Annotated in this window: 19 protein-coding genes and 1 pseudogene; 13 read left to right on the top strand and 7 right to left on the bottom strand. The window is 33.8% G+C overall.

The window, feature by feature from the left end:
* The first annotated feature begins 10 nt into the window (after window positions 1-10).
* The 6 genes from COE53_RS17140 (at window position 11) to COE53_RS17115 (ending at window position 8,543) form a co-directional block, all read left to right on the top strand.
* Window positions 11-1,126 (top strand): nicotinate phosphoribosyltransferase, encoded by a 1,116-nt coding sequence (locus COE53_RS17140; RefSeq protein ID WP_069034701.1) that lies wholly within the window; start codon window positions 11-13, stop codon window positions 1,124-1,126.
* A 302-nt stretch (window positions 1,127-1,428) separates the two neighbouring features.
* The gene (gene murC, locus COE53_RS17135; RefSeq protein ID WP_056473375.1) at window positions 1,429-2,721 is read left to right on the top strand and encodes a UDP-N-acetylmuramate--L-alanine ligase; all 1,293 of its coding nucleotides are present in this window, start codon (window positions 1,429-1,431) and stop codon (window positions 2,719-2,721) included.
* A gap of 150 nt (window positions 2,722-2,871) precedes the next feature.
* Window positions 2,872-4,011, top strand: coding sequence for an N-methyl-L-tryptophan oxidase (gene solA / locus COE53_RS17130; protein WP_091023697.1), 1,140 nt, complete (start codon window positions 2,872-2,874; stop codon window positions 4,009-4,011).
* 250 nt (window positions 4,012-4,261) lie between these two features.
* Window positions 4,262-5,629 (top strand): MFS transporter, encoded by a 1,368-nt coding sequence (locus COE53_RS17125; RefSeq protein ID WP_286143804.1) that lies wholly within the window; start codon window positions 4,262-4,264, stop codon window positions 5,627-5,629.
* A gap of 36 nt (window positions 5,630-5,665) precedes the next feature.
* Complete coding sequence (hutH, locus tag COE53_RS17120) at window positions 5,666-7,207, top strand: histidine ammonia-lyase (RefSeq protein WP_091023695.1); 1,542 nt, start codon at window positions 5,666-5,668, stop codon at window positions 7,205-7,207.
* A gap of 124 nt (window positions 7,208-7,331) precedes the next feature.
* Complete coding sequence (locus COE53_RS17115; RefSeq protein WP_069034699.1) at window positions 7,332-8,543, top strand: helix-turn-helix domain-containing protein; 1,212 nt, start codon at window positions 7,332-7,334, stop codon at window positions 8,541-8,543.
* 56 nt (window positions 8,544-8,599) lie between these two features.
* Here the strand turns inward: COE53_RS17115 and COE53_RS17110 are convergent, their stop codons facing one another.
* Window positions 8,600-9,373, bottom strand: a complete 774-nt coding sequence (locus tag COE53_RS17110; protein WP_069034698.1) for an SDR family NAD(P)-dependent oxidoreductase — start codon at window positions 9,371-9,373, stop codon at window positions 8,600-8,602.
* Window positions 9,374-9,503: 130 nt separating this feature from the next.
* Between COE53_RS17110 and COE53_RS17105 the strand changes: the two genes are divergently transcribed.
* Window positions 9,504-9,878, top strand: a complete 375-nt coding sequence (locus tag COE53_RS17105) for a MerR family transcriptional regulator (RefSeq protein WP_091023693.1) — start codon at window positions 9,504-9,506, stop codon at window positions 9,876-9,878.
* Window positions 9,879-9,926: 48 nt separating this feature from the next.
* On the opposite strand, the gene COE53_RS24415 is transcribed toward COE53_RS17105, so the two are convergent.
* The 3 genes from COE53_RS24415 to COE53_RS17090 form a co-directional block, all read right to left on the bottom strand.
* Entirely contained in the window at window positions 9,927-10,409 is a 483-nt protein-coding gene (locus COE53_RS24415; protein WP_098948454.1) for a WGxxGxxG family protein, read from the bottom strand.
* 72 nt (window positions 10,410-10,481) lie between these two features.
* Complete coding sequence (locus COE53_RS17095) at window positions 10,482-11,252, bottom strand: cytochrome c oxidase assembly protein (protein WP_286143803.1); 771 nt, start codon at window positions 11,250-11,252, stop codon at window positions 10,482-10,484.
* Window positions 11,242-11,706, bottom strand: coding sequence for a DUF2243 domain-containing protein (locus tag COE53_RS17090; RefSeq protein ID WP_091023689.1), 465 nt, complete (start codon window positions 11,704-11,706; stop codon window positions 11,242-11,244). The genes COE53_RS17095 and COE53_RS17090 overlap by 11 nt, the downstream gene beginning before the upstream one ends.
* Window positions 11,707-11,850: 144 nt before the next feature.
* Here COE53_RS17090 and COE53_RS17085 point away from each other — a divergent pair, with 144 nt between their 5' ends.
* On the top strand, window positions 11,851-13,086 hold the full coding sequence (locus COE53_RS17085; RefSeq protein ID WP_091023687.1) for an MFS transporter: 1,236 nt from the start codon (window positions 11,851-11,853) through the stop codon (window positions 13,084-13,086).
* A gap of 253 nt (window positions 13,087-13,339) precedes the next feature.
* On the opposite strand, the pseudogene COE53_RS17080 reads toward COE53_RS17085, so the two are convergent.
* Window positions 13,340-14,205: pseudogene (locus tag COE53_RS17080) on the bottom strand (MBL fold metallo-hydrolase).
* A gap of 143 nt (window positions 14,206-14,348) precedes the next feature.
* Here COE53_RS17080 and ku point away from each other — a divergent pair.
* The 3 genes from ku to ligD (COE53_RS17065) are packed head-to-tail and all read left to right on the top strand — an operon-like array spanning window position 14,349 to window position 17,400.
* Window positions 14,349-15,185 (top strand): non-homologous end joining protein Ku, encoded by an 837-nt coding sequence (ku, locus tag COE53_RS17075; RefSeq protein ID WP_069034692.1) that lies wholly within the window; start codon window positions 14,349-14,351, stop codon window positions 15,183-15,185.
* A 13-nt stretch (window positions 15,186-15,198) separates the two neighbouring features.
* Complete coding sequence (gene ligD / locus COE53_RS17070; RefSeq protein ID WP_069034691.1) at window positions 15,199-16,143, top strand: non-homologous end-joining DNA ligase; 945 nt, start codon at window positions 15,199-15,201, stop codon at window positions 16,141-16,143.
* A gap of 12 nt (window positions 16,144-16,155) precedes the next feature.
* Complete coding sequence (ligD, locus tag COE53_RS17065) at window positions 16,156-17,400, top strand: DNA ligase D (RefSeq protein WP_091023683.1); 1,245 nt, start codon at window positions 16,156-16,158, stop codon at window positions 17,398-17,400.
* Between the two features lie 39 nt (window positions 17,401-17,439).
* On the opposite strand, the gene COE53_RS17060 is transcribed toward ligD (COE53_RS17065), so the two are convergent.
* Window positions 17,440-19,095 carry a ribonuclease J gene (locus COE53_RS17060; RefSeq protein WP_091023743.1) on the bottom strand — a complete coding sequence of 552 codons (1,656 nt, stop codon included), beginning with the start codon at window positions 19,093-19,095 and terminating at the stop codon, window positions 17,440-17,442.
* 172 nt (window positions 19,096-19,267) lie between these two features.
* Entirely contained in the window at window positions 19,268-19,474 is a 207-nt protein-coding gene (locus COE53_RS17055; RefSeq protein WP_069034689.1) for a hypothetical protein, read from the bottom strand.
* A 155-nt stretch (window positions 19,475-19,629) separates the two neighbouring features.
* Here COE53_RS17055 and COE53_RS17050 point away from each other — a divergent pair, with 155 nt between their 5' ends.
* Entirely contained in the window at window positions 19,630-19,818 is a 189-nt protein-coding gene (locus tag COE53_RS17050; protein WP_091023681.1) for a hypothetical protein, read from the top strand.
* Window positions 19,819-19,988: 170 nt separating this feature from the next.
* Window positions 19,989-24,284 (top strand): S8 family serine peptidase, encoded by a 4,296-nt coding sequence (locus COE53_RS17045; RefSeq protein ID WP_180242441.1) that lies wholly within the window; start codon window positions 19,989-19,991, stop codon window positions 24,282-24,284.
* Window positions 24,285-24,396: the final 112 nt, after the last annotated feature.

Raw genomic sequence — 24,396 nt, 5'->3', positions numbered from 1 at the left:
GTGAAGATTCATGGAAAAAGAATTAGATTTAAAATTACAAGGTAAAATAAGCCGATTAACGAACCAAACATTTAAATTTGATGAGAGAATCGGAGAGGGCTGGTTTTCAGCTGTATATTTTTTAAAAACTAGAGAAATTATTCGAAAAAAGAAGCCAGATACTGAAGTAACAATGCAATTTTTCCAAAGAGAAAGTGCAGTATTATGTGGCACGGATGAAGCAATTGCGATTTTACAAACTTTTGCAGATCATCCAGAAAATCTTATTGTTCATTCTTTAAAGGATGGAGATATGATTGAACCATTTGAAACGGTCTTAACAATTAAAGGTAAATATGCTGATTTTGGCTATTTAGAGGGAATTATTGACGGTATTTTAGCTAGACGTACTTCTGTTGCTACAAATGTATACAATGTAAAACATTCTGCAAAATCCGCAGGCATTAAAAAGCCTGTTATTTTCATGGGAGATCGTGATGATCATTTCACGACCCAAGCAGGTGACGGTTATGCTGCATTTATTGGTGGTGCAACTGCACAAGCAACCCATGCAATGAATGAGTGGTGGGGCAATGAAGGTATGGGTACAATGCCTCATGCACTAATTCAAATGTATAATGGTGATGTAGTAGAGGCTGCCCGTGCATACACAGAAGTTTATCCACAAGATGATTTAATTGTCTTAGTAGATTATAATAATGATGTTATAAATGACGCTTTAAAGGTTGCACGAGAATATGGTAGCAAATTAAAGGCTGTACGTGTAGATACATCAAAAACAATGATTGATCAGTATTTTATTTGTAATCCTGAATTATTAGGAAGTTTTGACCCTAGGGGTGTAAATCCTCCGTTAATTTTTGCTTTACGAAATGCACTAGATCAAGAAGGGTATCAGCATGTGCAAATTGTAGTAAGCGGTGGATTTACTGTAGAAAGAATCTTAGCTTTTGAGAAACAAGGTGTACCAGTAGATTTATATGGTGTAGGCGGAAGTTTATTAAAAGTTAATATAGGCTTTACAGGTGATAATGTCGAGTTAAATGGTATACAACAAGCGAAAGCTGGAAGAAAGCTTCGTGAAAATTCTCGATTAGAAAGAGTAGAAATGCGCCCTAGACTATAAAGGGACAAAAAAATCAATTTAAGATTGATAGTATTTTAAGATAAACAGATGACTTAAAGTATTTACTTTTCCATCTATTTCCTCATAGTGCGACTTAAAATAAATAGTCCTATGGGAGTTAAAGTGATATAATACTAATTGCGTAAAAATTTAAGTTAGTTATCATTAAAAAAATAACTAGACTCGGCAAAGTAACAATGCATCAAATTTATAAAATATTGATGCCATTTCTTTTATTCACACATATACTGTCTAAGAGATAGGCCGTTGTATTAGTGATCGATTTTGGAGGTTCTTTTAATATGACAGTTTACCATTTTGTAGGGATTAAAGGTACTGGAATGAGTGCTTTGGCACAAATTTTACATGATTCTGGTTTGACCGTACAGGGATCAGATTATGAAAAGCACTTTTTCACTGAAAATGAATTACGAAAAAAAAATATTACGATTTTACCATTTGATAAAGCAAATATTCAAGAAGGCCAATTCGTTATAGCAGGTAATGCATTTCCTGATACTCATGAAGAAATTGCAGCTGCTATTGAAAAAGGAATACCGATGGCACGCTATCATAAATTCCTAGGGGAATATATGAATAAATTTACTAGCGTAGCAATTACTGGAGCACATGGTAAAACCTCAACGACAGGTTTATTAGCCCATGTAGTTTCTGGTGCGCGTCCAACTTCTTTTTTAATTGGAGATGGTACTGGTAAAGGTGAAAAAGACAGCGAGTATTTCGTGTTTGAAGCTTGTGAATACCGTCGTCATTTCCTTTCATACTTTCCAGACTATTGCATCATGACTAATATTGATTTTGATCATCCGGATTATTATAAGAGTGTAGATGATGTATTCGATGCTTTCCAACAAATGGCTGATCAAGTAAAGAAAGGTATTATTGCATGTGGAGATGACGAACATCTTCAACGAATTTATGCAAAAGTGCCTGTAATGTATTATGGATTTAACGAGGACAATGATTTCCAAGCTCGTAATATCGAAAAACATACAAATGGTACAACATTTGATGTATTCGTCCGTAATACGTATTACGCTACTTTTGATATTACTGGATATGGTGATCATAGTATTTTAAATGCTTTAGCAGTAATTGCGCTTTGCCATTATGAAGAAATCGATGTTAATATTATTAAAGCTCGTTTATTAACATACGGTGGCGTTAAGCGTCGTTTCAGTGAAAAACGCTTCGGAGATCAAATGTTAATTGATGATTATGCTCATCATCCAACTGAGATCCAAGCGACGATTCAAGCAGCACGTCAAAAATATCCTGACCGTGAAATCGTAGCAGTGTTCCAACCGCATACATTTACACGCACAAGTAAATTTTTAGATGAATTTGCTGGTACATTAGAAAAAGCAGATAAAGTTTACTTATGTGATATTTTTGGTTCTGCACGAGAAGATAAAGGTACTTTAACAATTGAAGACCTTTCTTGTAAAATTGCAGGTGCTGAATTATTGACTGATGACAATATCAGCAATTTACAAAACCATAAAAATAGTGTATTAATTTTTATGGGTGCTGGTGATATTCAAAAATACCAAGCAGCATACGAAAAACTATAAAAACTATAAAACCCGTTTATGAATGATCATAAACGGGTTTTTTGTTATTTTGAAAAAGTTTGTTTTACAAAAAATGATAATATTAAGAAGGTAATTTGTAAAAACAAAAAGAATATGTCATACGAATGAACAGGGTAAGGAGTGAAATGATTGAATAATCACTATGATGTAATTATTGTTGGAGCCGGTTCTATGGGAATGGCAGCAGGATACTATTTATCAAAAGGAAATCAGAAAATTATATTAATAGATTCTTTTGATCCACCACATAGCCTTGGTAGCCATCATGGCGATACTAGAATCATTCGTCATGCATATGGAGAAAGTAGAGAATACGTGCCACTAGCATTGAGAGCACAAAAGTTATGGGAAGAACTAGAACAATTATCTGGAAAACATTTATTCTCGAGAACAGGCGTTTTATGTGCTGGTGCACCCGGATCGACTTTTACGAATGAAGTAATAAATAGTGCAAAAGAATTTTCGTTGCCGCTTGAAATAATGGATAGTAATGAGATCAATGCAAGGTGGCCCGGATTCCGTTTACCGAAAGGATTTATAGGTTGTTTAGAAACGACTTCTGGAATACTTTTTAGCGAAGAATGTGTTCGAGCGTATAAAGAACTATATATAGAGAAAGGAAATAGTCTTCATACAAACTCGCCGGTTATAGATATTGAAGTAGATACTCATAAGACAATGGTGCGTACAGAGAATGCTGTATACACAGCAGATAAACTTGTAGTATGTGCAGGTGCTTGGTCTGGTAAAATTCTTGAAAAGACTGGTATTGATATACCTGTAAAACCTACTCGTAAAACAGTTGCTTGGTTTGATTGTGATCATCAACTATATGATTCTAGTTTGCTACCAGCATTTACGATTGATCTAATTGATCGTCATTATTACGGCTTTCCAAGTATTCATAATAGCGGACTAAAAATTGGTCGACATGATGGGGGGCAAATTGTAGACCCGGATCAATTTAATCGAGAATTTGGAGAGTTCATTGAAGATGAAACGGATCTGAGAAATTTCTTAAGCGAATATATGCCACTTGCAAATGGTAGATTAGTAAAAGGGAAAACATGCTTATATACAATGACTCCAGACGAGCACTTCATTATTGACCAGCATCCAGAATACAATAATCTAATCATTGCCACAGGTTTCTCAGGCCATGGCTTTAAGTTTGCAAGCGTTGTAGGCGAGATAATTGCTGACCTAGTAACAAAACAGAAATCTGCTTTTAATTTGAGCATGTTTTCATTAAACCGTTTTATAAAGTAAGAGATAGCGAATACGCTATCTCTTATTTTATTGAAGAAAAATAAATCATCTCCTGACCAAATATTTCAGCAATATTGTGCTAATAATCCGAAACTTTATCCAGAGATAATTTGATAAGTAATATTTATAATTTATTAAAAATACTGAAAAATTTGAAAGCGCTTTAGGCATGTTAAGTAAGTAGTTATTTTATTACTTACTATTTTTTACAAATTATATTATCTGAAAAATCAAAAAAGGGGGTATTCTTTTGAAAGAAAAAAAATTTATGATGGACGATGCACCGCTTAATAAATTCCATATTCGTATTACGGCACTTACTTTTGGATCGAATTTTTCGGATGGCTATGCTTTAGGAATTATAGGTATGGCACTTTCGCTACTAGGTCCACAGATGAAATTAAATTCTGTTTGGGAAGGATTAATCGGTAGTTCTGCATTAATCGGGCTATTTTTCGGTAGTTTGTTTCTTGGCGGATTATCAGATCGCATTGGTAGGCAGAAAATCTATTTAGCAAACTTTGTTATAATTACAATCGCATCTGCTTTACAGTTTTTTGTTCACGATCCATATACACTTTTTGCATTAAGGATTTTAATCGGTGTTGCACTTGGAGGAGATTATGCCGTAGGATCTACTTTACTAGCTGAGTTTGCACCTAGAAAGTATAGAGGTATGTTATTATCTTCATTAAACGTTTTATGGACTGTTGGATATGTAGCTTCAAATCTAGTTGGTTATTATTTAGAAAAAACAGGCCCAGACGCATGGCGTTGGATGCTAGTGAGTGCAGCCATTCCTGGTCTAGTTGTCTTGCTTTTACGTTTTGGAACACCAGAGTCTCCACGTTGGTTATTAAAGATGGGCCGTGTTGAAGAAGCACGTGCTATTGTAAGAAAGTATATTGGCGAAAATGCTGTAATGGATGAATCAGTGGATGCTAATTCTAAACATGCATACAAGGTTACAGATTTATTCAATAAGCAGCTTTGGAAACGTACGACATTCGGATCACTTTTTTATATGTGTCAGGTCGTTCCATATTTCGCAATCTATACATTCCTACCAACTATTTTAACTAAATTGGGATTTGAAGAAACATTTGGTGTTGATATGGTTCTAAACTTGTTCCTTCTAGTAGGAGCGTTAGCTGGTGTATGGTGTACTGAAAAGTTAACTCGTAGAGGGTTTACAATTAATACATTTATTATTTTAACGATTTCATTATTCGCATTAACAGTCTTACCTCCAGGTCTACATACAATTGCTATTATTGTGTTTGCAATCTTTACATTTGTAATGTCAGCAGCTTCTAATTTAACATTAGTTTATCCTGCTGAACTATTTCCTACCGAGGTACGCGGAACCGGAGTTGGCTTGACAACAGCAGTTAGTCGAATTGGTTCAGCTGTTGGTACATTCCTATTACCGATAAGTGTTAGTTCAATGGGAATGGCACCTTCTATGATAGGAATGTCTATTATTCTATTCATTGGTACAATTGTTTCGATCGCCTGGGCTCCGGAAACAAAATCACTTTCATTAAATGAAGCTAGTAATCCATTACTTGAAGGCGATTTAGTTGAATCAAATAAACAATCAGTTTCAAGTCACTAAACTTAAGATATATAAAGTAAGAAGGTGTTTGATGACATGCATCCAAAAAATATTAAAGAGGTTATTCTTGGAGAACATGAGTTATCAATTAATGAAGTAATTGCTGTTGCAAGATATGGTGCAAAAGTATCATTTACAGAAAACTATTATCTTAGAATCAATAAATCTCGTAATCTAATTGAAAAGTTCCTTGAAGAAGAAAGAGCGGTTTATGGGGTAACTACAGGATTTGGAAGCAATGTAACCGAAGTGATTTCAAAGGAAGATGCTCATACTCTTCAACGAAATATTGTCCGTTCTCATGCTGTTTCTGTAGGTGAACCACTTGAAAAAGAAGTGGTAAGAGCCATTCAATTAATGGTTTTAAATAATATAGGTCAAGGTTATTCAGGCGTTAGAATAGAAGTGTTAGAGCTAATTGCAGCCATACTTAATCATGATATATTGCCATTTGTTCCAGGCGATGGATCTGTTGCATATTTATCGCCTGAGGCTCATATGGCGCTAGTGTTAATGGGCGAGGGAAAAGCTTGGTATAAGGATGAGTTATTAAGCGGCCATGAGGCGTTGGAGCGGGCTGGTCTAAAACCAGTAACCTTCGAATGTAAAGAAGGTCTTGCACTATTAAGCGGTACTACATCAGCCACAGCATTTACTGTACTCTCGATATATAATGCAATTCAGGCCGTTAAAACAGCGGATGTTACTGGTGCTATGTCACTAGAAGCATTGAAGGGAACGATAAAAGCTTTAGATCCTCGACTGCACTCGGTAAAAAAACATTTGGAACAAGCAAAGACAGCTCGAATCGTTTCAAAAATACTAGATGGAAGCGAGATTGCCAAACAATATAAAGACTATCGATTACAAGATGCACTTAGTCTTAGATGCATACCGCAAGTTCATGGGGCAGTAAAGAAGGTCTTAAAAAATGCATTGGAAAATATTCATAATGAAATGATGTCTTCAAGTGATAATCCGATTATTTGGCCGGAGGAAGAAGACGGTCTTGCATTAATGGGTGGAAATTTTGATGCTTCCTATGTGGGAATTGATGCAGACACGATTTGTATAGGTATGGCAAACTTAGCAAAAATAACAGAACGTCGTATTGATCGATTAGTAAATTATCATGTAAGTGAGCTTCCTAGTTTCTTAGTTGTCAATCCTGGTTTAAATAGCGGTTATATGATTCCTCAATATACCGCAGCTGGATTGCTTAATGAAATAAGGGTTCTGTCGCATCCGGCAACGATTGATAATACATCTACATGTGCAAATCAAGAGGATGTTGTTAGCTTTGCTTATTTCGCTGCTAGGAAAGCCTATCAGATTTCAAAAAAACTTGAACATATTTTAGCAATCGAACTAATGGTTGCCACTCAAGCACTAGAATTCCATGATACACTAAAACCGTCACCGGTAACGGCAAGTGTATATCAGTTAATTAGAAATCAAGTTCCAGCAGTTGAAGAAGATCGCTATTTTTATCATGATATTGAAACAATTCGTAATCAAATTCATAATGGAGAGATTGTTGAACTTGTTGAAGAGAAAATAGGGGTCATGGAATTATGAAATTTTTAAAGGAGCAGTTATACTCTAAGAGTACGACAGCTTCTTTTTTTATGGCTCAATCATTTTGATCCTTACTACCAACGTTCAACTAAGAAAAATCATAAGCTAAAAAGGAGAAATTAAGATGAATCGAGATGCTACTCAATCAGCTTTTTCAAATTTGTTACTTTCTGGTACGCTCGTCCATATAGGAACTTTTGATGAGGTTCAAAAAAGATGTGGCATTAATACTTATCCAAATATTGTAATGGTCATTTCGATTGATCGCTATCCTGATTTAGCAGTAGAAAACCCAAAGCAGTGGAAACAAGAAATTGGCCATAAACTAATCAATCAAATTGATCAGACGATCGGAGTTTCTTATTTGTGGAACTGGGTAGAAGAAGGTGTGCTTGCTCTTCTAATTGAGCTAGATGATGAAGATAGTGAAATCGAGTTCAATAAAAAGATCTATAGAATGGCAGAAGAAATTCAAAATTCATTGGATAGGGTTCAGATTACAGTTTCAATTGGAATTGGTAAAAAATATAGTGATCCTTATTTGTTATACCACTCTTTTGAAGAGGCTAGAAAGTCAATGTCAGGTCGGTTTTTTCAAGGGAACAAACTGATATTTCATAGTGGTATTAAACCGGTGGAAGAAAATACACTAAGAGCATTATCAACTGAAGATCGCATTGAATTATTAGCACTTGTACGAATAGGTGATGAAGTAGGTGTAGTCGATCAATTAAAAAGTTTCCTTGAAAAGGTAGCAAATGCATGCCGATTAAATGAAGACGTATTTAAAACTGAAGTAGTCGATTTAATTATGTTAATTTCTAGGGTTGTAGTAGAGTCAGGCGTGAATGCAACACTCATCATGTCAAAAAATGCTCAAATGATCCAGGAATTATATCATATTATTCGCTATGATAAATTTGTAAAAAAGGTTTGCGAATATGCTTACTGGCTAACAATTCAAATAACCAATTCATTTAATAATCAGATGACTCCTGTTATTCGTAAAGCAACTAAGTATATACGAGAAAATCATCAAACTAGTATTACATTGGAAGAAATTGCTCAATATTGTTGCGTAAGTAAATATCATTTCAGTCACTTATTCAAAAAAGAAATTGGCACAAGTGTGATTGATTTTTTAAATAGAATAAGAATTGAAAAATCAATGTTTTATTTAGAAATGACTGATTTAACTATGCAAGAAATTGCTACACGAATTGGTTTTCAAGATTCGAATTACTTTAGTCGTATATTTAAAAAATATATAAAAAGTAGCCCTTCTGAATATAGGGCTACTAAATATCCACATTTAAATTTAGTGTTAGAAAATTAAAATTAGGATGCAGTGTTTAAGGTTAAGTAGAAGGTTCTAAAAGACTCTTCTTACCCTTAATCCTGCCTTTCTAATCTTGTTGCATAAGGGTAAAGTGGATCTAATAATTGGAATTCATAAGTAATTCCATCGACTTTTCCTACCACTTTTTCACTGTCATAAAGCTCCAACATGAAACCGGCCATTTCTTTTGCAGTATGATATTTTGGTAGAACGCCTTCAAATTTAATGTTTTCTTCTAAATCATAGGATACTTTTGCGAATTCAGTTTCAGTTGCAGCTGGTGCTAATACTTTAGCTTGCATCTTTGCACCTTTTTCTTTTAATTCATGAGCCAGCCCTTCTGTAAAGGCACTTACATAGAATTTAGTCGCACAATATGTGATGGCATTACCAATAATTGTATACCCTCCACCAGATGAAACATTGATAACTTGTGTACCCTCGACTGTTGAATAATCGCGTACGTATAGTGAAGTTAAAATCGTTAAAGCTTCAATATTCAAGTTAAGCATAGTTTCAATCTTTTCTAAATTTTGCTCACCAACTGAAGCGAAATTACCAAAACCTGCATTATTAATCCAAGTTTCAATATCATATTCTTTCAGTCCTTCATATAAATTAAAAGCATTCTTAACAACAGATAAATCAGCCGTTTTTATGACCACATCAAGATCTGAATTCAATTTAGCGATATCTGATTTTAATTTTTCAAGTTCTTCCGTTCTACGAGCAACAATAATTAGGTTTTTTCCACGTGCGGCAAACGCAAGAGCTGATTCATAACCAATTCCTGAACTAGCACCTGTAATGACAGTATATTTTTTCATCTAAATTCCTCCCGATAATTTGGTTTATACTAAAATTAAATTAATTGTGTATCAGTTACGGATTTATTATACTGGTTAGAGTAAACTCTAAGTCAAACAGTTTTTATTTTTGACTCAAACTGGAGGTCTTATGTATTCAATTGGTGAAGTCGCTCAGATGTTAGGGATAAGCACACATACATTACGTTATTATGAAAAAGAACAGATCATTCTTCCTGATCGAAATGAAAATGGTGAAAGGCTTTATTCTGAATCACACATTCAGTGGTTAAGATTTGTCCTAAAGCTAAAAGAAACACAAATGCCAGTTAATAAGATTAAGGAGTATGCACATCTATATACAGAAGGTGAGCATACATCATTAGCTAGATTAGATCTTTTAGTCGAGCATAAGCAGTCTATTGAACATCAGCTAAAAACATTAGAAGATACGAATAAAATGTTAGAGCAAAAAATCAGTTTTTATAAAGAAGTAATTCGTAATAAAAACATCGTCAAACAATAAAACCTTATTGGATACCCCAATAAGGTTTTATTGTGTAAACAAAATCCTTTATTCAACTCGTTCCTTTTTTCTTAGACCCGCAAATCCTAATAATCCAAGTAGTCCAAGCCAGCCATAATTGAAATGATTATTATTTGTATTGTCTGTAGTATTTAATGTGTTAGATGTAGGCGTTACATTTACATTTCGTCGATAATAATTCCCATCATTACTAACTGGATTATTTACTCCATTATTGTTAGTTAACATGTCATTTGATGTATTTTTTATATTATTTTTTGTATTATAATATCCTTCTTTAACGGTATTCTTCGTGTCATAATAGCCTTCTTTTACCGTATTTTTTGTATTATTTACAACATGGTTTGGATCATTAAAATTATTGTTAAAATCTCTTTTGATATGTTTACCGTTATGATCATAGCTTGGTTCTAATTGAGTAGCATCAGGTCCTGTTGAAGCAGCATGAACATTGGCTGAAATGATAAATGATAATGAAACTGTGCATAATGTAAGACAAATTTTATTCATCTTTAACCCTCCTTCTTTATGCAATAATATTTTGTGCATCTTTAGGAGGAATATATGTGGCAAAAAAGTCCATTAAATTGTTCTAGGCTTCTTAAGAGTTGTAGAATTATACCAGAAATAACAAAGCACGGTAATCAATAATAAATCAACAAAGTCCCCTCCATAATACATTAAGACCGCACCATTTTGAACATCATTAAAACTGAAACTGTCTAATGGATTTGAAAAAAGAAACTTCGATAAAATATCATGACCTGCTAATGCAAGTATCATAATTGATGAGCGAAACAAAAAACTGTATTTATGTGAGATCGGTTCAATTGCAATGATTGAAATTGTAAAGAAATACCCAGCAAAAAACAAATGGATATGTACTACAATTAACAAAAAGATATTCTCATGAATTAAGTTAAATACTGTGGTGGTATACAATACCCAAAGTCCTCCAATATTTATAAGGATTGTGGTAATAGGATGAGTTAAAAGTCGAACAGGAGCACATTTTAAAAGACGTGTCACACGCCTTGCATGTTGAGTTTTTAATGATGTTAATAATAATGTAATCGGTCTAGATAAAGCGATGAAAAATGGAGCGAGCATTCCTAGTAACAAATGCATAATCATATGAAAAACAAAAAGATGGTGACTTAGTTTTGCAATTGGTCCAACAACGGAAACTAATATACAAACAAAACCAGTTACCCATAATATAGAGCGTGATTTTGGCCATGGCTTTTTTTTATGATTTATCGCAGCAACCAAATATCCGATAATTAAAAGTAAAATGAATAAAATAATGAATAGATCAAACGAATTGAAGTAATTTATAAAATTATCCCTCAAATTGATCACCTTTATTTTGAGTTTTAAAAATTAGAATGCAACCTATTAATGTCATAATAGAAGCAGTAATATTCCAAGTTACATCATAGGGCATAATATCGACGTTATATCTAATTTGATGAAGCTTCAACCATTTATGTTGAACAGTTCCATCATAAAGTTGAAACAAACCTGCTCCGAGTAAAACTCCGCCAATCCATCTTTTAATATAAAGTGATTTTTTTCTCCTTAAATTTGCAAACATAAATAAGGAGCCAATCGTTGCGAACCAACTAAAAGCATGAAAAAGCCCATCAGAGATAAGCCCTAAACTTGTTGTAGACTTATCGTAAAAATGATGCCAATGAAGAAGTTGATGAAAAACTACTTCGTCAAAAAATGCCACCAATCCTAGGCCAAATAAAATTCCAGACCATAAATTTAAATAATTAGTTGAATTCTCTAAAGTAGTCATAAAGACTCATCCTTTCGAAAATGGTATATTCTTCATTTTGCCCCCAATTTGCTTAATTAGTAAAAATTACAATTCAACCAACAACGATACTTGGGAAATATAAGGATTGTGATTGTTTTTAGTTACACAAAACGCGGAGGTTATATGGATAAAAAACAAAAGCGGAGTTTATGGGCGCTATCTACAGTACCTCTTGTAATGACTTTAGGTAATTCAATGTTGATTCCCGTACTTCCAAAATTAGAACAACAATTAAATATATCTGGCCTTAAAGTTTCAATGATTATTACGGTTTATTCAGTTTTTGCAATCATTCTTATTCCTATAGCAGGTTATTTGTCTGATTTATATGGAAGGAAAAAAGTAATCATTCCAAGTTTAATTATTGCGGGAATTGGAGGAGCCTTAGCCGGCTTTGTTTGTTGGAAATTAGAAAATCCTTACGCGTGGTTAATTGTTGGGAGAATCATTCAGGGGATTGGTTCTGCTGGGGCAATGCCTGTTGTTATTCCGTGTGTGGGAGATATGTTTAAGGATGAAAATGAGGTTAGTAAAGGATTAGGCTTAGTTGAGACATCGAATACTTTTGGAAAAGTACTAAGTCCAATACTTGGCTCAGCATTAGCAGCGATTGTTTGGTATTTACCATTTTTATCAATACCGTTCCTTTGTTTACTATCAATTATTTTAATTTTAGTTTTTGTAAAACCTCCAAAACAACCGATGAGATCAAAAAGAAAAGATAAAAGAAAGGAAAAGTTTAAACTGTTTATCAGATCAATTCGGAAAATATTTCGAAATAATGGCAAATGGCTTTATACCATATTCATATTAGGCGCCATTATCATGTTCATTTTATTTGGTATGCTTTTTTATTTATCAAAAATATTAGAAAAGCGCTATCACATAATTGGAATATGGAAAGGTTGTGTGTTAGCGATTCCACTCGCTGCTTTATCCTACACATCTTATAAGACAGGTAAAAAGATTGGAAATCAAAAAGGTGCCATGAAAAAATGCATTGTTATCGGCTTTATCTTAATAAGTATTTCTTTTGTCATACCGATTATCAATAAAGATATTTATATGATTATCACGAGTTTATTGATAAGTGGAATTGGAATCGGAATGTCTTTACCAAGCTTAGATGCATTAATAACTGAGGGGATTGAGAAGGAACAAAGAGGGACTATTACTTCTCTTTATAGTTCTTTACGGTTTGTGGGAGTAGCTGCAGGACCTCCTGTTTTTGCCTATTTGATGAGTAAACCAGACAATTATATGTTGTATCTTTCCATTATCTTAGCAATACTTGGACTTATTTTGTCCATCAAATATATTAAGCCAAACCAAAATACAGATACCGCTAAATCCAATTAAAACACATCTAAATAATAGAAGAATTTTGAATTGAATTTTAAAAATATTGTAACAACGGGGCGGTAAAACCGGACAAACTAGCTCCTTGATGAGGAGTTTAAACGTAAATGAACCTCCGAAAGGTTTTCCTGATCCAGAATTTCCTGATATGCAAAATGAACATAGCTGGTTTATATGATTTAGTAAATTAAATTTAAAAAACTCCTTACAAAAGTAGGGAGTTTTATTTTTACCTCTTTGCAACAATCTATTTTTAAACATATCGTCCATAATCAGGTTTGGCGATTGTGTTGAAGTTTTTAACTAAGTAATCTAATTGTTCATTTAAATCGTCTTCTAGGAATGGAAAGCCGTGACCTGTTATTGCTCTTTTAGGATGTAGAGCCTGCAGTTTTTTTACGGAATTAAAGCAGCGGTCCAATCTGTCGTTAAATATCTAGGAGGACCATTTATTTCTCTTTGTTGAGTTAGAACGCTGTAAATAGAGTCTTGTTTAACATTAACAAAGGCGTCTCCAGCAATTAGTAATTGATCATCTTCTCTAAAAAGTGAAATATGTCCAGGTGAATGACCCGGCGTGTGAATCCATTGCCAATTTTGCATTTCAGGTACAGAACCATCTGATGGGAGCACATGAATATATTCTCCTAAATTAATTCCTTCGTTTGGAAACAATGGAGATAACTTTGCAATTAATCCACCTTCAACTGTTCCATCTGGTTCAGGGTAATTCTTTTCACCTGTTAAATATGGTAATTCTTTTTCATGCGCATAGACGGGGATATGGAATTCTTTTATTAAGTCAAAGATTGCCCCGATATGATCAAAATGTCCATGAGTAAGTATGATTGCTTTTAATTTGTGTTTTTCACCAAATCGTTTTTCAGCTAAATCCATAATATGATCAAATGATTTTGGCATACCGGCATCAATTAATACCCACTCACTTGATAAATTAGGATTACCGAAAAAGCAAAAATTCACAATTTGATTTGTTTCATAGTATAAATCATTCGCTAATTCTAACCCATTTCCACTTGATATAGATGTAATAGGCATATAATGAAATTCCTTATTCATTTTTTGTAGATCATTTGATTTATTCATAAGATCCTCCATTTAAGACTTATATGTTGATGAACTTTTTTAGTCTTCTTTTAAAGGTGTTTTTTATTCTGATGGAGATAACTAGAAAAGCATATTGAATTAAACCCTTTCATTTAACAAAAGCTAATCATAAAAATAAAAAAGGTAGTGAAGATATGCATACAGTTTGGAAAGGTACAATCAGCATGGGATTAGTTACGATCCCAGTAAAGTTGTTTTCAGCAGTTGAGGATAAGGATATAAAGTTTCGTCAATATCATAAGGATTGTAAAACACCGATTTCCTATAAAAAAGTTGCTAGTTGTGACGATGAAGTTACTCCTGAAGAAATTATTAAAGTCTTTGAAACACCAAATGGTAGAGTTGTGGAAATAACAGAAGAGGAAATGAATAAATTAAAAGAAGAATTTGAACTAAAAACTGTATCAATTATTGATTTCGTCAAACTTTCAGAAATTGATCCGGTGTATTTTGATCGAACATATTATATTGGTCCAGATTCTGGTGGTACAAAGGCTTATGCTTTACTTTCGGAAATATTGAAGAAAAGTAAGAAAATCGGTCTCGCTAAAATTACAATTCGTAGCAAACAGCATTTAGCTGCTATTCGGCCATATAAAAACGCGATTATTCTTGAAACATTACATTTTCCAGATGAGATTAGAGCAATTGAAAATCTTCCAGGTGGTGTTCCTGAAAAGGCTGGATTGGCGGAGCGTGAATTACAGGCTGGCATGATGCTAGTTGAACAATTAACAACAGAGTTTAATCCAGAAAACTATACCGATACATATCGTACAGCTTTAGAACAATTAATTTCGGAAAAAGTTAATAAAAATGATTATATCGCGACAGGGCAGGAGAAACCAGCAGAGCAAAAAAATGTTGTTGATTTAATGTCTGCATTACAAGCGAGTATTGATCGAACAAAAGGACAAGCAACACCTCCGAAAAAGCCTAAAACAAAAGCGCCTAAAAAAGCAACGAGTTAAATAGGAGGCAGTAATGGAGCTAAATCCAATTTTTCCTTTTGAGCCTATTTCTTCAGATATTGTACCAAATGGTCCTGAGTGGATTTCGCAAATAAAATGGGACGGTGTTAGAATTCTAACTTATTTTGATGGGAAAGAAGTTAAATTATTTAACCGCAAATTAAATGATCGTACAACTATTTTTCCAGAGCTAACGGATATAAAATCCTATTGTACTGCTCAATCAATCATTTTAGATGGAGAGGTCATCGCACTCGATCAAAATGGCAATCCATCGTTTCATGAGGTAATGCGAAGAGATGGAATTAGACGCATGGATCGGATTGATTCAGCTATAGGAGCTGTACCTATTTTTTATATGATTTTTGATATTCTTTTTTACAATGGAGAATGGGTTACGCAATTATCTCTTGAGCAGAGACAAAATATATTATTAGAAGCGATCCAACCTAATAAACAAATTCAGTTAGTTCCAAATAATACTGATGGGGTTGCCTTATTTGAAGTTGCGAAACAACATAATTTAGAAGGTATCGTATGTAAGAATTTAAATAGTAAATACTTGATCAATGGAAAGCACAATGCGTGGCAAAAAATAAAAAATTATAAGGACGTTATTGCAGTAATCGGTGGGGTAACGTATCGCTCTGGTATTGTTAATTCTATTTTAGTAGGACTATATGACGAAAATAGTGAACTCGTGTTTATTGGACATGTAGGAACAGGGAAATTAACGAAATCAGAATGGAAAGACCTTACTACAGTCATTAATACGATAAAAATAGAAAACAATCCATTCAGCAGCCAACCAAAAAGAATAAAGGAAATACAATGGATTCAACCATTGTTAACTGTTAAAGTTCAATTTATTGAATGGACTGAAGGTCATTCATTAAGACAACCAAGTATCCAAGCTTTTATCGAAAAAGATCCTAAAGAATGCACTCTTACAGATTAGGGGAAGTAAGATATGAATCATTACTTTTTTCAAAAACGGAATAAAAACTATACAGGCTTTTTCTTTATTTTAGGTTTCAATTTAAAAGAGGAGACCTTTTTAGTGGGCCTTAAAAAAGAAAATGATATTTTGCAAATGGGGTTCTTCTCAAATGGACTTAGCGGGGAAGAGAAGGGAATTTTGATTAAAGCAATCGAAGCAAATAAAAAAACCAAAAAGGGTAATATAAAATTTGTTGATCCTGGGATCTGTGTTGAACTTGAGTTTCAAAGTATAGAGAACAACCAAATAACAAATGCAAAATTTATATCATTTCAATTAAAGCATGCATGGAATGAATGTACTTTGGATGGTTTACTATTGGGTAATCTTAATTTGGAGGAAGAATTAACACTTACCAGTCCTGAAAAAGTAATATGGAAAGATCCATATATAAATAAAGAGAGCTTTGTTTCGTATTTAGCTCAAATATCCACATATATGCTTCCATTTTTAAAAAATCGTTTATTAACAACAATTCGTTTTCCGAATGGAATAGACGGTGAATCTTTTTTTCAAAAGAACCGTCCAGATTATGCTCCGAGTTTTATTAAAACTGAAGAGCATGAGGGGAATAATTTTATTATCTGTAATGATGTATCAACATTGCTATGGTTAGGAAATCAATTAGCTATCGAATACCATATCCCTTTTCAAACATATGAAGCAAACAATCCGATTGAAATAGTATTTGATTTGGATCCACCTAATGCAGATGCATTTCCTTTAGCTATAAAAGCCGCGTTGGAAATGAAATTAATCTTTGATTCTTTTCAAATAAAGAGCTACCCAAAAGTATCTGGAAGTAAAGGTATTCAAATCCATATTCCAATAAAAGAAGATTCTCTTACCTATGATGAAACAAGAGTCTTTACATCTTTTATTGCACATTATTTAATTGAAAAATTTCCAGATGATTTTACGATTGAACGTTTAAAGAAAAATCGAGGCAATCGTCTTTATATTGACTATATACAGCACGCAAAAGGAAAAACAATTATTTGCCCATACTCTACAAGAGGAAAGGAAAAACCAACCGTTGCAACCCCTCTTTTTTGGGATGAGGTAAATGATGAATTAAAAATTGAAACTTTTACAATTCCTTTCGTACTAAACCGGTTAGAAAATAGTTCATGTCCAATGCAAACCTATTTTGAACAAGAAAACAGTTCTTTAGTGGATTTAATTTTTAAAATTAAAGAAAATCATTCAAAGTAAAAACTCCCTAATTAGTTTGAATAGGGAGTTTTTTGTTTTTTATATTTCAATGATTATTGGTAAAATCATTGGTTTTCTCTTCGTTTTTGTAAATAAAAATTGTCCTAGAGACTTCTTAATATTTTGCTTCATAACTCCCCATTGGAGCTTGTTTTCATCAAGTAATTCATTTACTGAAGATATAACTAATTGGTTTACTTCCTTCAGTAAACTTTCAGAGTCACGCGCATAGACAAATCCTCTTGATATTGTATCAGGTCCAGAGATAATCTTCTTTTCCGTTTTGCTAATGGTGATGACGATTACAAGCATTCCATCTTCAGCAAGTTGTTTTCGATCTCTAAGGACAATGTTACCGACATCTCCTATGCCCATTCCATCTACATATATATTTCCTGCTGGAACTCTTCGGCTTTGAATCGCTTCTGATTGTAGAATATCGACAACATCACCGTTTTTAATAATAAAAATATTATTTCGTTTGACACCAACAGATTCAGCAAGAGAACGATGATGATGAAGCATTCTATACTCACCATGAATCGGAATAAAATATTTTGGCTTCATTAAAGTAAGCATGAGCTTAAGTTCCTCTTGATAAGCATGACCAGAAACATGCATCCCGGTCGAGCTTCCTGAACCATAAATAACATTTGCTCCGAGATTGTAAAAATTATCGATAATTTTAGAAACGCCGCGCTCATTACCAGGAATTGGTGAAGCAGCTAAAATCACAGTATCACCTGGATAAATGTCAACGCCTCTAAAGCTAGAACTAGCTAGACGAGCAAGTGCTGCAAGGGGTTCACCTTGACTACCTGTGCATAAAATTGTAATTGCTTCTGGTGCGAAATTATTAATTTCATCTTTATCAATCAACATACCTTCAGGGATTGATAAGTATCCTTGCTCCATCGCAACTTGAACTACATTTACCATGCTTCTACCTAGTAAGGCTAATTTTCGATTAGTGATAATTGAAGCATCAACAATTTGTTGCACACGATGTACATTCGAAGCAAAAGTTGAAATAATCACTCTTTGTTTTGCCTTCATAAAAGCATCTACTATATGCTCTCCAACTATCCGTTCCGATGGTGTTGAACCTGGCCGTTCAGCGTTCGTACTTTCTGATAAAAGTAATAAAACACCTTTACTACCTATTTCGGCCATTTTATGAATATCCGGATATTGATTGTTAACAGGTGTTAAATCAAATTTAAAATCTCCAGTATGTACTACAGTTCCTTCAGGCGTTTCGAATACGATGCCTAAGCAATCAGGGATACTATGATTTGTTTTAAAAAATGAAATCGAAAAATGTTCAAATTTAATAACTGAATCAGAATCTATTAAAATTAGTTCAGTTTCTCCTAATAATCCATGCTCTGTTAATTTAAGCTCAATTAATCCAAGCGTTAATCTCGTTGCATAGACTGGAATATTCAATTGTTTCAAAAGATACGGAATTCCACCAATATGGTCTTCATGGCCATGCGTAACAAATAAACCTTTAATCTTTTCTTGATTTTCTTTTAGATAAGTAATATCTGGAATGATCAAGTCAACGCCTAATAAACTCTCGTCTGGAAACTTCGAACCACAGTCTATTAGAATAATTTCTTTTAAGTATTGAATAGCATACATATTTTTTCCAATTTCATTAATTCCACCTAAGGCAAAAACCGATAGCATACTTTTTGTTGGACTCAAAATCCTATTCCTCCTAGTACATTGAAAAGTATAAACATTTTCCTTAAAGAAATTGCCATATATTTCTTAGTATGTACGTAGGAGTTAAATTCATTCAAGTGACTATTTTGGGTAAAAAAATGAGCCGGTGTATCAAACCGGACTCATTTTTCTATTACTCTTCAAAATAATTTTTAAATGGTTTTTTAGGTGTATGTGTTTCATTACGATAATAAGGATTATCTACAGTAGAATCTTTAGGATCCAAATTTGTTTTAATTACTAAAGACGGTCCTGTTGTACCATGCTCAGCAATAATCCGATCGTTTAATTCATTAAAATCAGGAAGTTTCTTATTCCCTGGTTGTAATGGTTCAGACATAAAACCACCTCCTCACAATAGGATGGTTTCTCTAAGGAAAATTATGTATTTGGATAAGAAAAAACAAAGGACTTAAATAAGTATAAAGGATGTGTGTGTTTTGCAATGTTTAGACTGATAAAAGAGTTAGGTCAAATAAAAAGGTGGAAATATGAATGACAGTAATAGAGAAATTAGCAAGTTCTTTAGGTCGTAGAAATGGGGAGTCTAATATTCAATTAGCGATTAAAGTTGTGGATCAAAATGATGAAAATGTTGTAAAAGGGCTAAATCGGACATGTAATACCGAACCTCAAAAACTAATTTTAATAAATATGTCTTACAGAAAAAAGCAAACAGTTTAGTGTAGTATTGATCGTTTGCTTTTTTTATTTGAATTTCCGCCACTTTTTTATCTTTTTTTGTAGAAAATATTCGAATTATAAAAAAATTTGTGTTTGATAAAATTTATGAAAAATAAAATCCTGTCAAATCTCACTATAATGAAACTATCAAGAGAGAGAGGAAGATGGGGATGAAAAAGAAAATGAAGAAAAATGTTACGACCTTGGCAATATCAACAGGTCTTGTAACTAGCGTGTTTAATCCGATTTCAATTACACACAATGTTCATGCACAACAAGTATCGAAGGTGGAACAAGTTTTATCAGCACTAACACCAGCTCAACGCGAGGCGATTAAACAATTAAAAATTAGTGACAAAGAAGGACTTCAAGTTTCTCCAGATTTAGATTTAACAAGTGATGCGCCAACTTCTGTCATTGTTGAATTTAAGGACAAGCCTGCACAAACAGCTGTAATGGTAGCACAAACTCAAGGAACAACTGTTTCTGAAGCAGATGCACAAGCAAAAGTAGACGCTTCACACGAAACATTTGATAAAGATTTAAAGGGAATTTTTAGTAAAGAGTTAAAAGAAAAGAAAAACCCATACAAAATTAAACGTTCATATAAAAAGGCATTTAATGGAGTATCAATGACACTCCCTGCTAATAAAGTAAAATCATTACTAAAATCGAACGCTGTTCAAGCAGTATGGAGTGATTTACAAGTTCAATTGGATGATCCAACTACTAAAGTAGAAAGTTCTGATCAACAAGGTCCAACTCATAACATGGTAACATTCCCTGGAATAGAAAAACTTCATCAAGAAGGATATACAGGGAAAGGTGTAAAAATTGGTATTCTTGATACTGGGATTGACTACAATCACCCAGATTTAAAAGGCGCTTTTAAAGGCGGTTACGATTTCGTCGATAATGACAATGATCCAATGGAGACAACATATGCAGATTGGAAAAAGTCCGGAATGCCTGAAACGAATGGCGAGCCTTATTATACTGAGCATGGAACGCATGTAGCAGGAATTATTGCTGGTCAAGGTAAAAACAACGCAGATTACTCGGTAACAGGAGTTGCTCCTGACGCTGATATTTATGCTTACCGTGTTTTAGGGGCATATGGATCTGGTTCAACTTCAGCGATTTTAGCTGGTATTGATAGAGCTGTTACAGATGGTATGGACATCATCAGTATGTCACTTGGAGCAAACTACAACGATCCATTATTTCCTACAGCGATTGCAGTAAATAATGCCGTACTTTCTGGGGTAACAGCAGTAGTTGCAGCGGGAAATTCTGGAAACAAGATGTACTCACTAGGTGCACCTGGTAATGCTCCTTTGGCAATAACAGTTGGAGCAAGTGATACTTCAGCAACGATTCCAAATTATACAGCGACAGCAAAATCAACAACTGGAGATTTGCCAGCTAATCTGAAATTGGCTGCTCAAGGTCTTTCTGATAATATAGCAGATTTCCAAGGAAAAACATATCAAATAGTTAATGTTGGTACTGGGGCGGAAACTGCCTATTATAAAAGAGATGCAAATGGAAATTATACAATACCAGTCGATGTTACTGGAAAGATTGTACTTGCTCAACGAGGTACTCTAGGTATAGAAGAAATTGTTAAAAGAGCTAAATCACATGGAGCTAAGGCTGTAGTTTTAATTAATACTTCTGGAGATACATTGCAAGATGTTTTCTTAGGTAACGTATATGGGTATATACCAACCTTTTTAATAAATAGCGCACAAGGTATGAATATTAGTATAAAAATACCTTTAAATGAAGCCAATAAAGGTAAGACATTGGATTTTACATTTGGTGATATGAGCCAAACTGTAACGACAGGTAATAAATTAGCAGATTTTAGCTCTAGAGGTCCATCACGTGTGCTATATGATATTAAACCAGAAGTAACAGCACCAGGTGTTTCTGTATTCTCAACTGTACCTTCATATATGCATAAAGATGATAATGGAAATCCATTACCTGATTATAAATATGCTTATGAACGCTTATCTGGTACATCGATGGCAACACCTAACGTTTCAGGAGTAGCAGCACTATTAAAACAAGCTCACCAAGACATGACACCAGCAGATATTAAGGCATCTCTTATGAATTCAGCTGATCCGTTAAATGATAAATATAGTGTTTACGAAGTAGGGGCAGGCCTTGTAAATCCATACAAAGCTGTTCATGCACAAACAGAAATTCAAGTGAAAGATCAGACAAAAACGTTAAGTAGTAATGCTAAAAATACTGATGATTCAATTACGCTTGCTAGTAAAGGAATCAAAACAATTAAAAATATTACTGGTGCATTAAGCTTTGGCGAACAAGCTGTTGAAGGCACGGATTTTTCAGATTCACGTTCAATGACGATATTTAATAAGAGCTCTGAAGATAAAACATTTGATGTAAAGGTTCAATTCCAAACATTGGATGCACGATTCACTAATGATTCTAGAGCGGATCAAGATGCTGCTGCAAACGGTGTTACATTAGATGTGAAATCATCTGTCAAAGTAAAACGATATAGCAGTACGAATATGGATGCTACAATTAATGTTCCTAAAACTGCGAAGCTTGGAACATATGAAGGTTATGTAGTCTATACAAATCAAACAAATCCTAATGAAACATATAAAATTCCGTTTGCTATTCATACAGTAAAAGAGGGAATTGACTATGTTACTGGTAATCCAGCAGCCTTTACATTACCATATGAAGCAGGAAGTAATGCAACAAAATGGTCAGTTGGCGTTAACTTTAAACTAAATTCTCATATGCGTACATTTGATTTCTTCTTAGTTGATCCAAAAACAAACGAAGAAATCGGTTATCTTGGTACAGCAGATGGAATGGGTGCAGATGAGAATACTGAGTATTATTTCAGAGGTGTGTTAAACAATGGGCAATATAGTCCTTTAACAGGAGATCCAGACAACCCTGTTGGATTTGGTTTTGATGAAGTTACACCAGGTCTATGGAAAATTAGAATGGTTGGTACAAATGATAATGGTGAAACCTTCACTAAAGACGCTCCAATTTTCTATGGTGAAAAAGAGCCTAAAGTTACGATGAACTATGAAGCTGGTCAAATTGTAGAAACTGCTAATGCATCTGATAAAACTGTTACAGTATCAGGTAATGCATTTGATAAAAATATTGCTGAAATGCAAGCAGCTGGCATTACTGCTTCACAAGGCGAAAATAAAATGTATTATTATAATCCAAATAACTCCGCTGAAATTAATATTCCAGTAGACGAAAATGGAAACTTCAATTCTGCTATACCATTGGCTACAGCTGGTCCAAATACTTTACCAATTACCGAGTACGATTTCTATGACAGAGATAAATCAACTGTAGAAAATTATGGAAGCTTTAAAGACGTATACTTTATTAAAAAAGGAACTGCTTATACTACAGCAATTTCTGATAAACAACGAATCAACATGGGAGATTCTACAACAGTAACATTCTCAACTAAAAATATAGCAACGCCAGTTAAAAAAGCTGAATACTCATTCTTATATCCAGCTAAGTTCTTAGACGTTACGAATGTAAAGCCACATGGAACATATGATGGAAAATTAGATGTTAAATATACAAATACAACTTTTAATAAAACTTACAATATAATGACGATTACAGCAACAGCAACTGGTGACTTAGCAACAACGGGGATTGCTGGAGATACTTCTTTAGTAGACGTGACTTTCAAAGCAAAAGACCAATACTACAAAGGAGCAATGCAGTTAGAGGATCCAACTGGTACATCTAGATTCTTTAAAGCTGTTTATACAAATGTTGATAATAGTACAGTAACAACTCAAGGCATTCAACCTTATTTCTATGTGACTCCTACTTATTCTCTAATGAGAGGCGCGGTTCAAGCAGAAGGATTAGCTTCAGGATTTGATAACTTAGGGAACGCAGTAATGAATACGAAGATTGACTATAATAAAGCTGGTTCAAAAATTAGTGTAAAAGATTCAGATGGTAAAGAATATGGAGTATCTGATCCTTTAGGTTATAGTGTAACTGCTCCACAAGGTTTCACAACTAGATTACCAATTACAGATAAACCATTTACATTATCAATTGACGTACCGGGACATTTCACATTCAAGAAGGATTTTACTGTTGGATTGAAAGAAGACGGAAAAGTGACAGCAGGATCTAAACCAGTTGATTATAGCTATATCCCTGGTGGCGATGTAGATAAAAACAATGTTATCGACGTGAAAGATGCTCTTTACATCGAAACTTATTGGGGAACTAATAAGCGCGATGCGGATATTAACTATGATGGCGTAGTTGATGAGAAGGATATGCAGTTTGTAATTGATAACTACTCTATGCAAAATCCATGGGATGACAATGCAGGAAAGCCAGTTAAGAAATATAAAGGTAAAACTTTAGATGATGTTTTAACTGACCTTGGTTTAGAGTAATTGAATAAAAGTTTTATAGTAAAATCGGTGACGACAATATGTCGTTACCGATTTTTTTATTCCCGTTTAGAGAGGATATTTTAAATTAAAACTATACTAATAGGCACATAAT

This window comes from Bacillus sp. AFS029533 (assembly GCF_002585125.1).
Taxonomy (GTDB): Bacteria; Bacillota; Bacilli; order Bacillales; family Bacillaceae_G; genus Gottfriedia; species Gottfriedia luciferensis_B.
The sequence above is the reverse complement of the archived record's forward strand: the minus strand, read 5'-3'. Positions and strand labels throughout refer to the sequence as shown.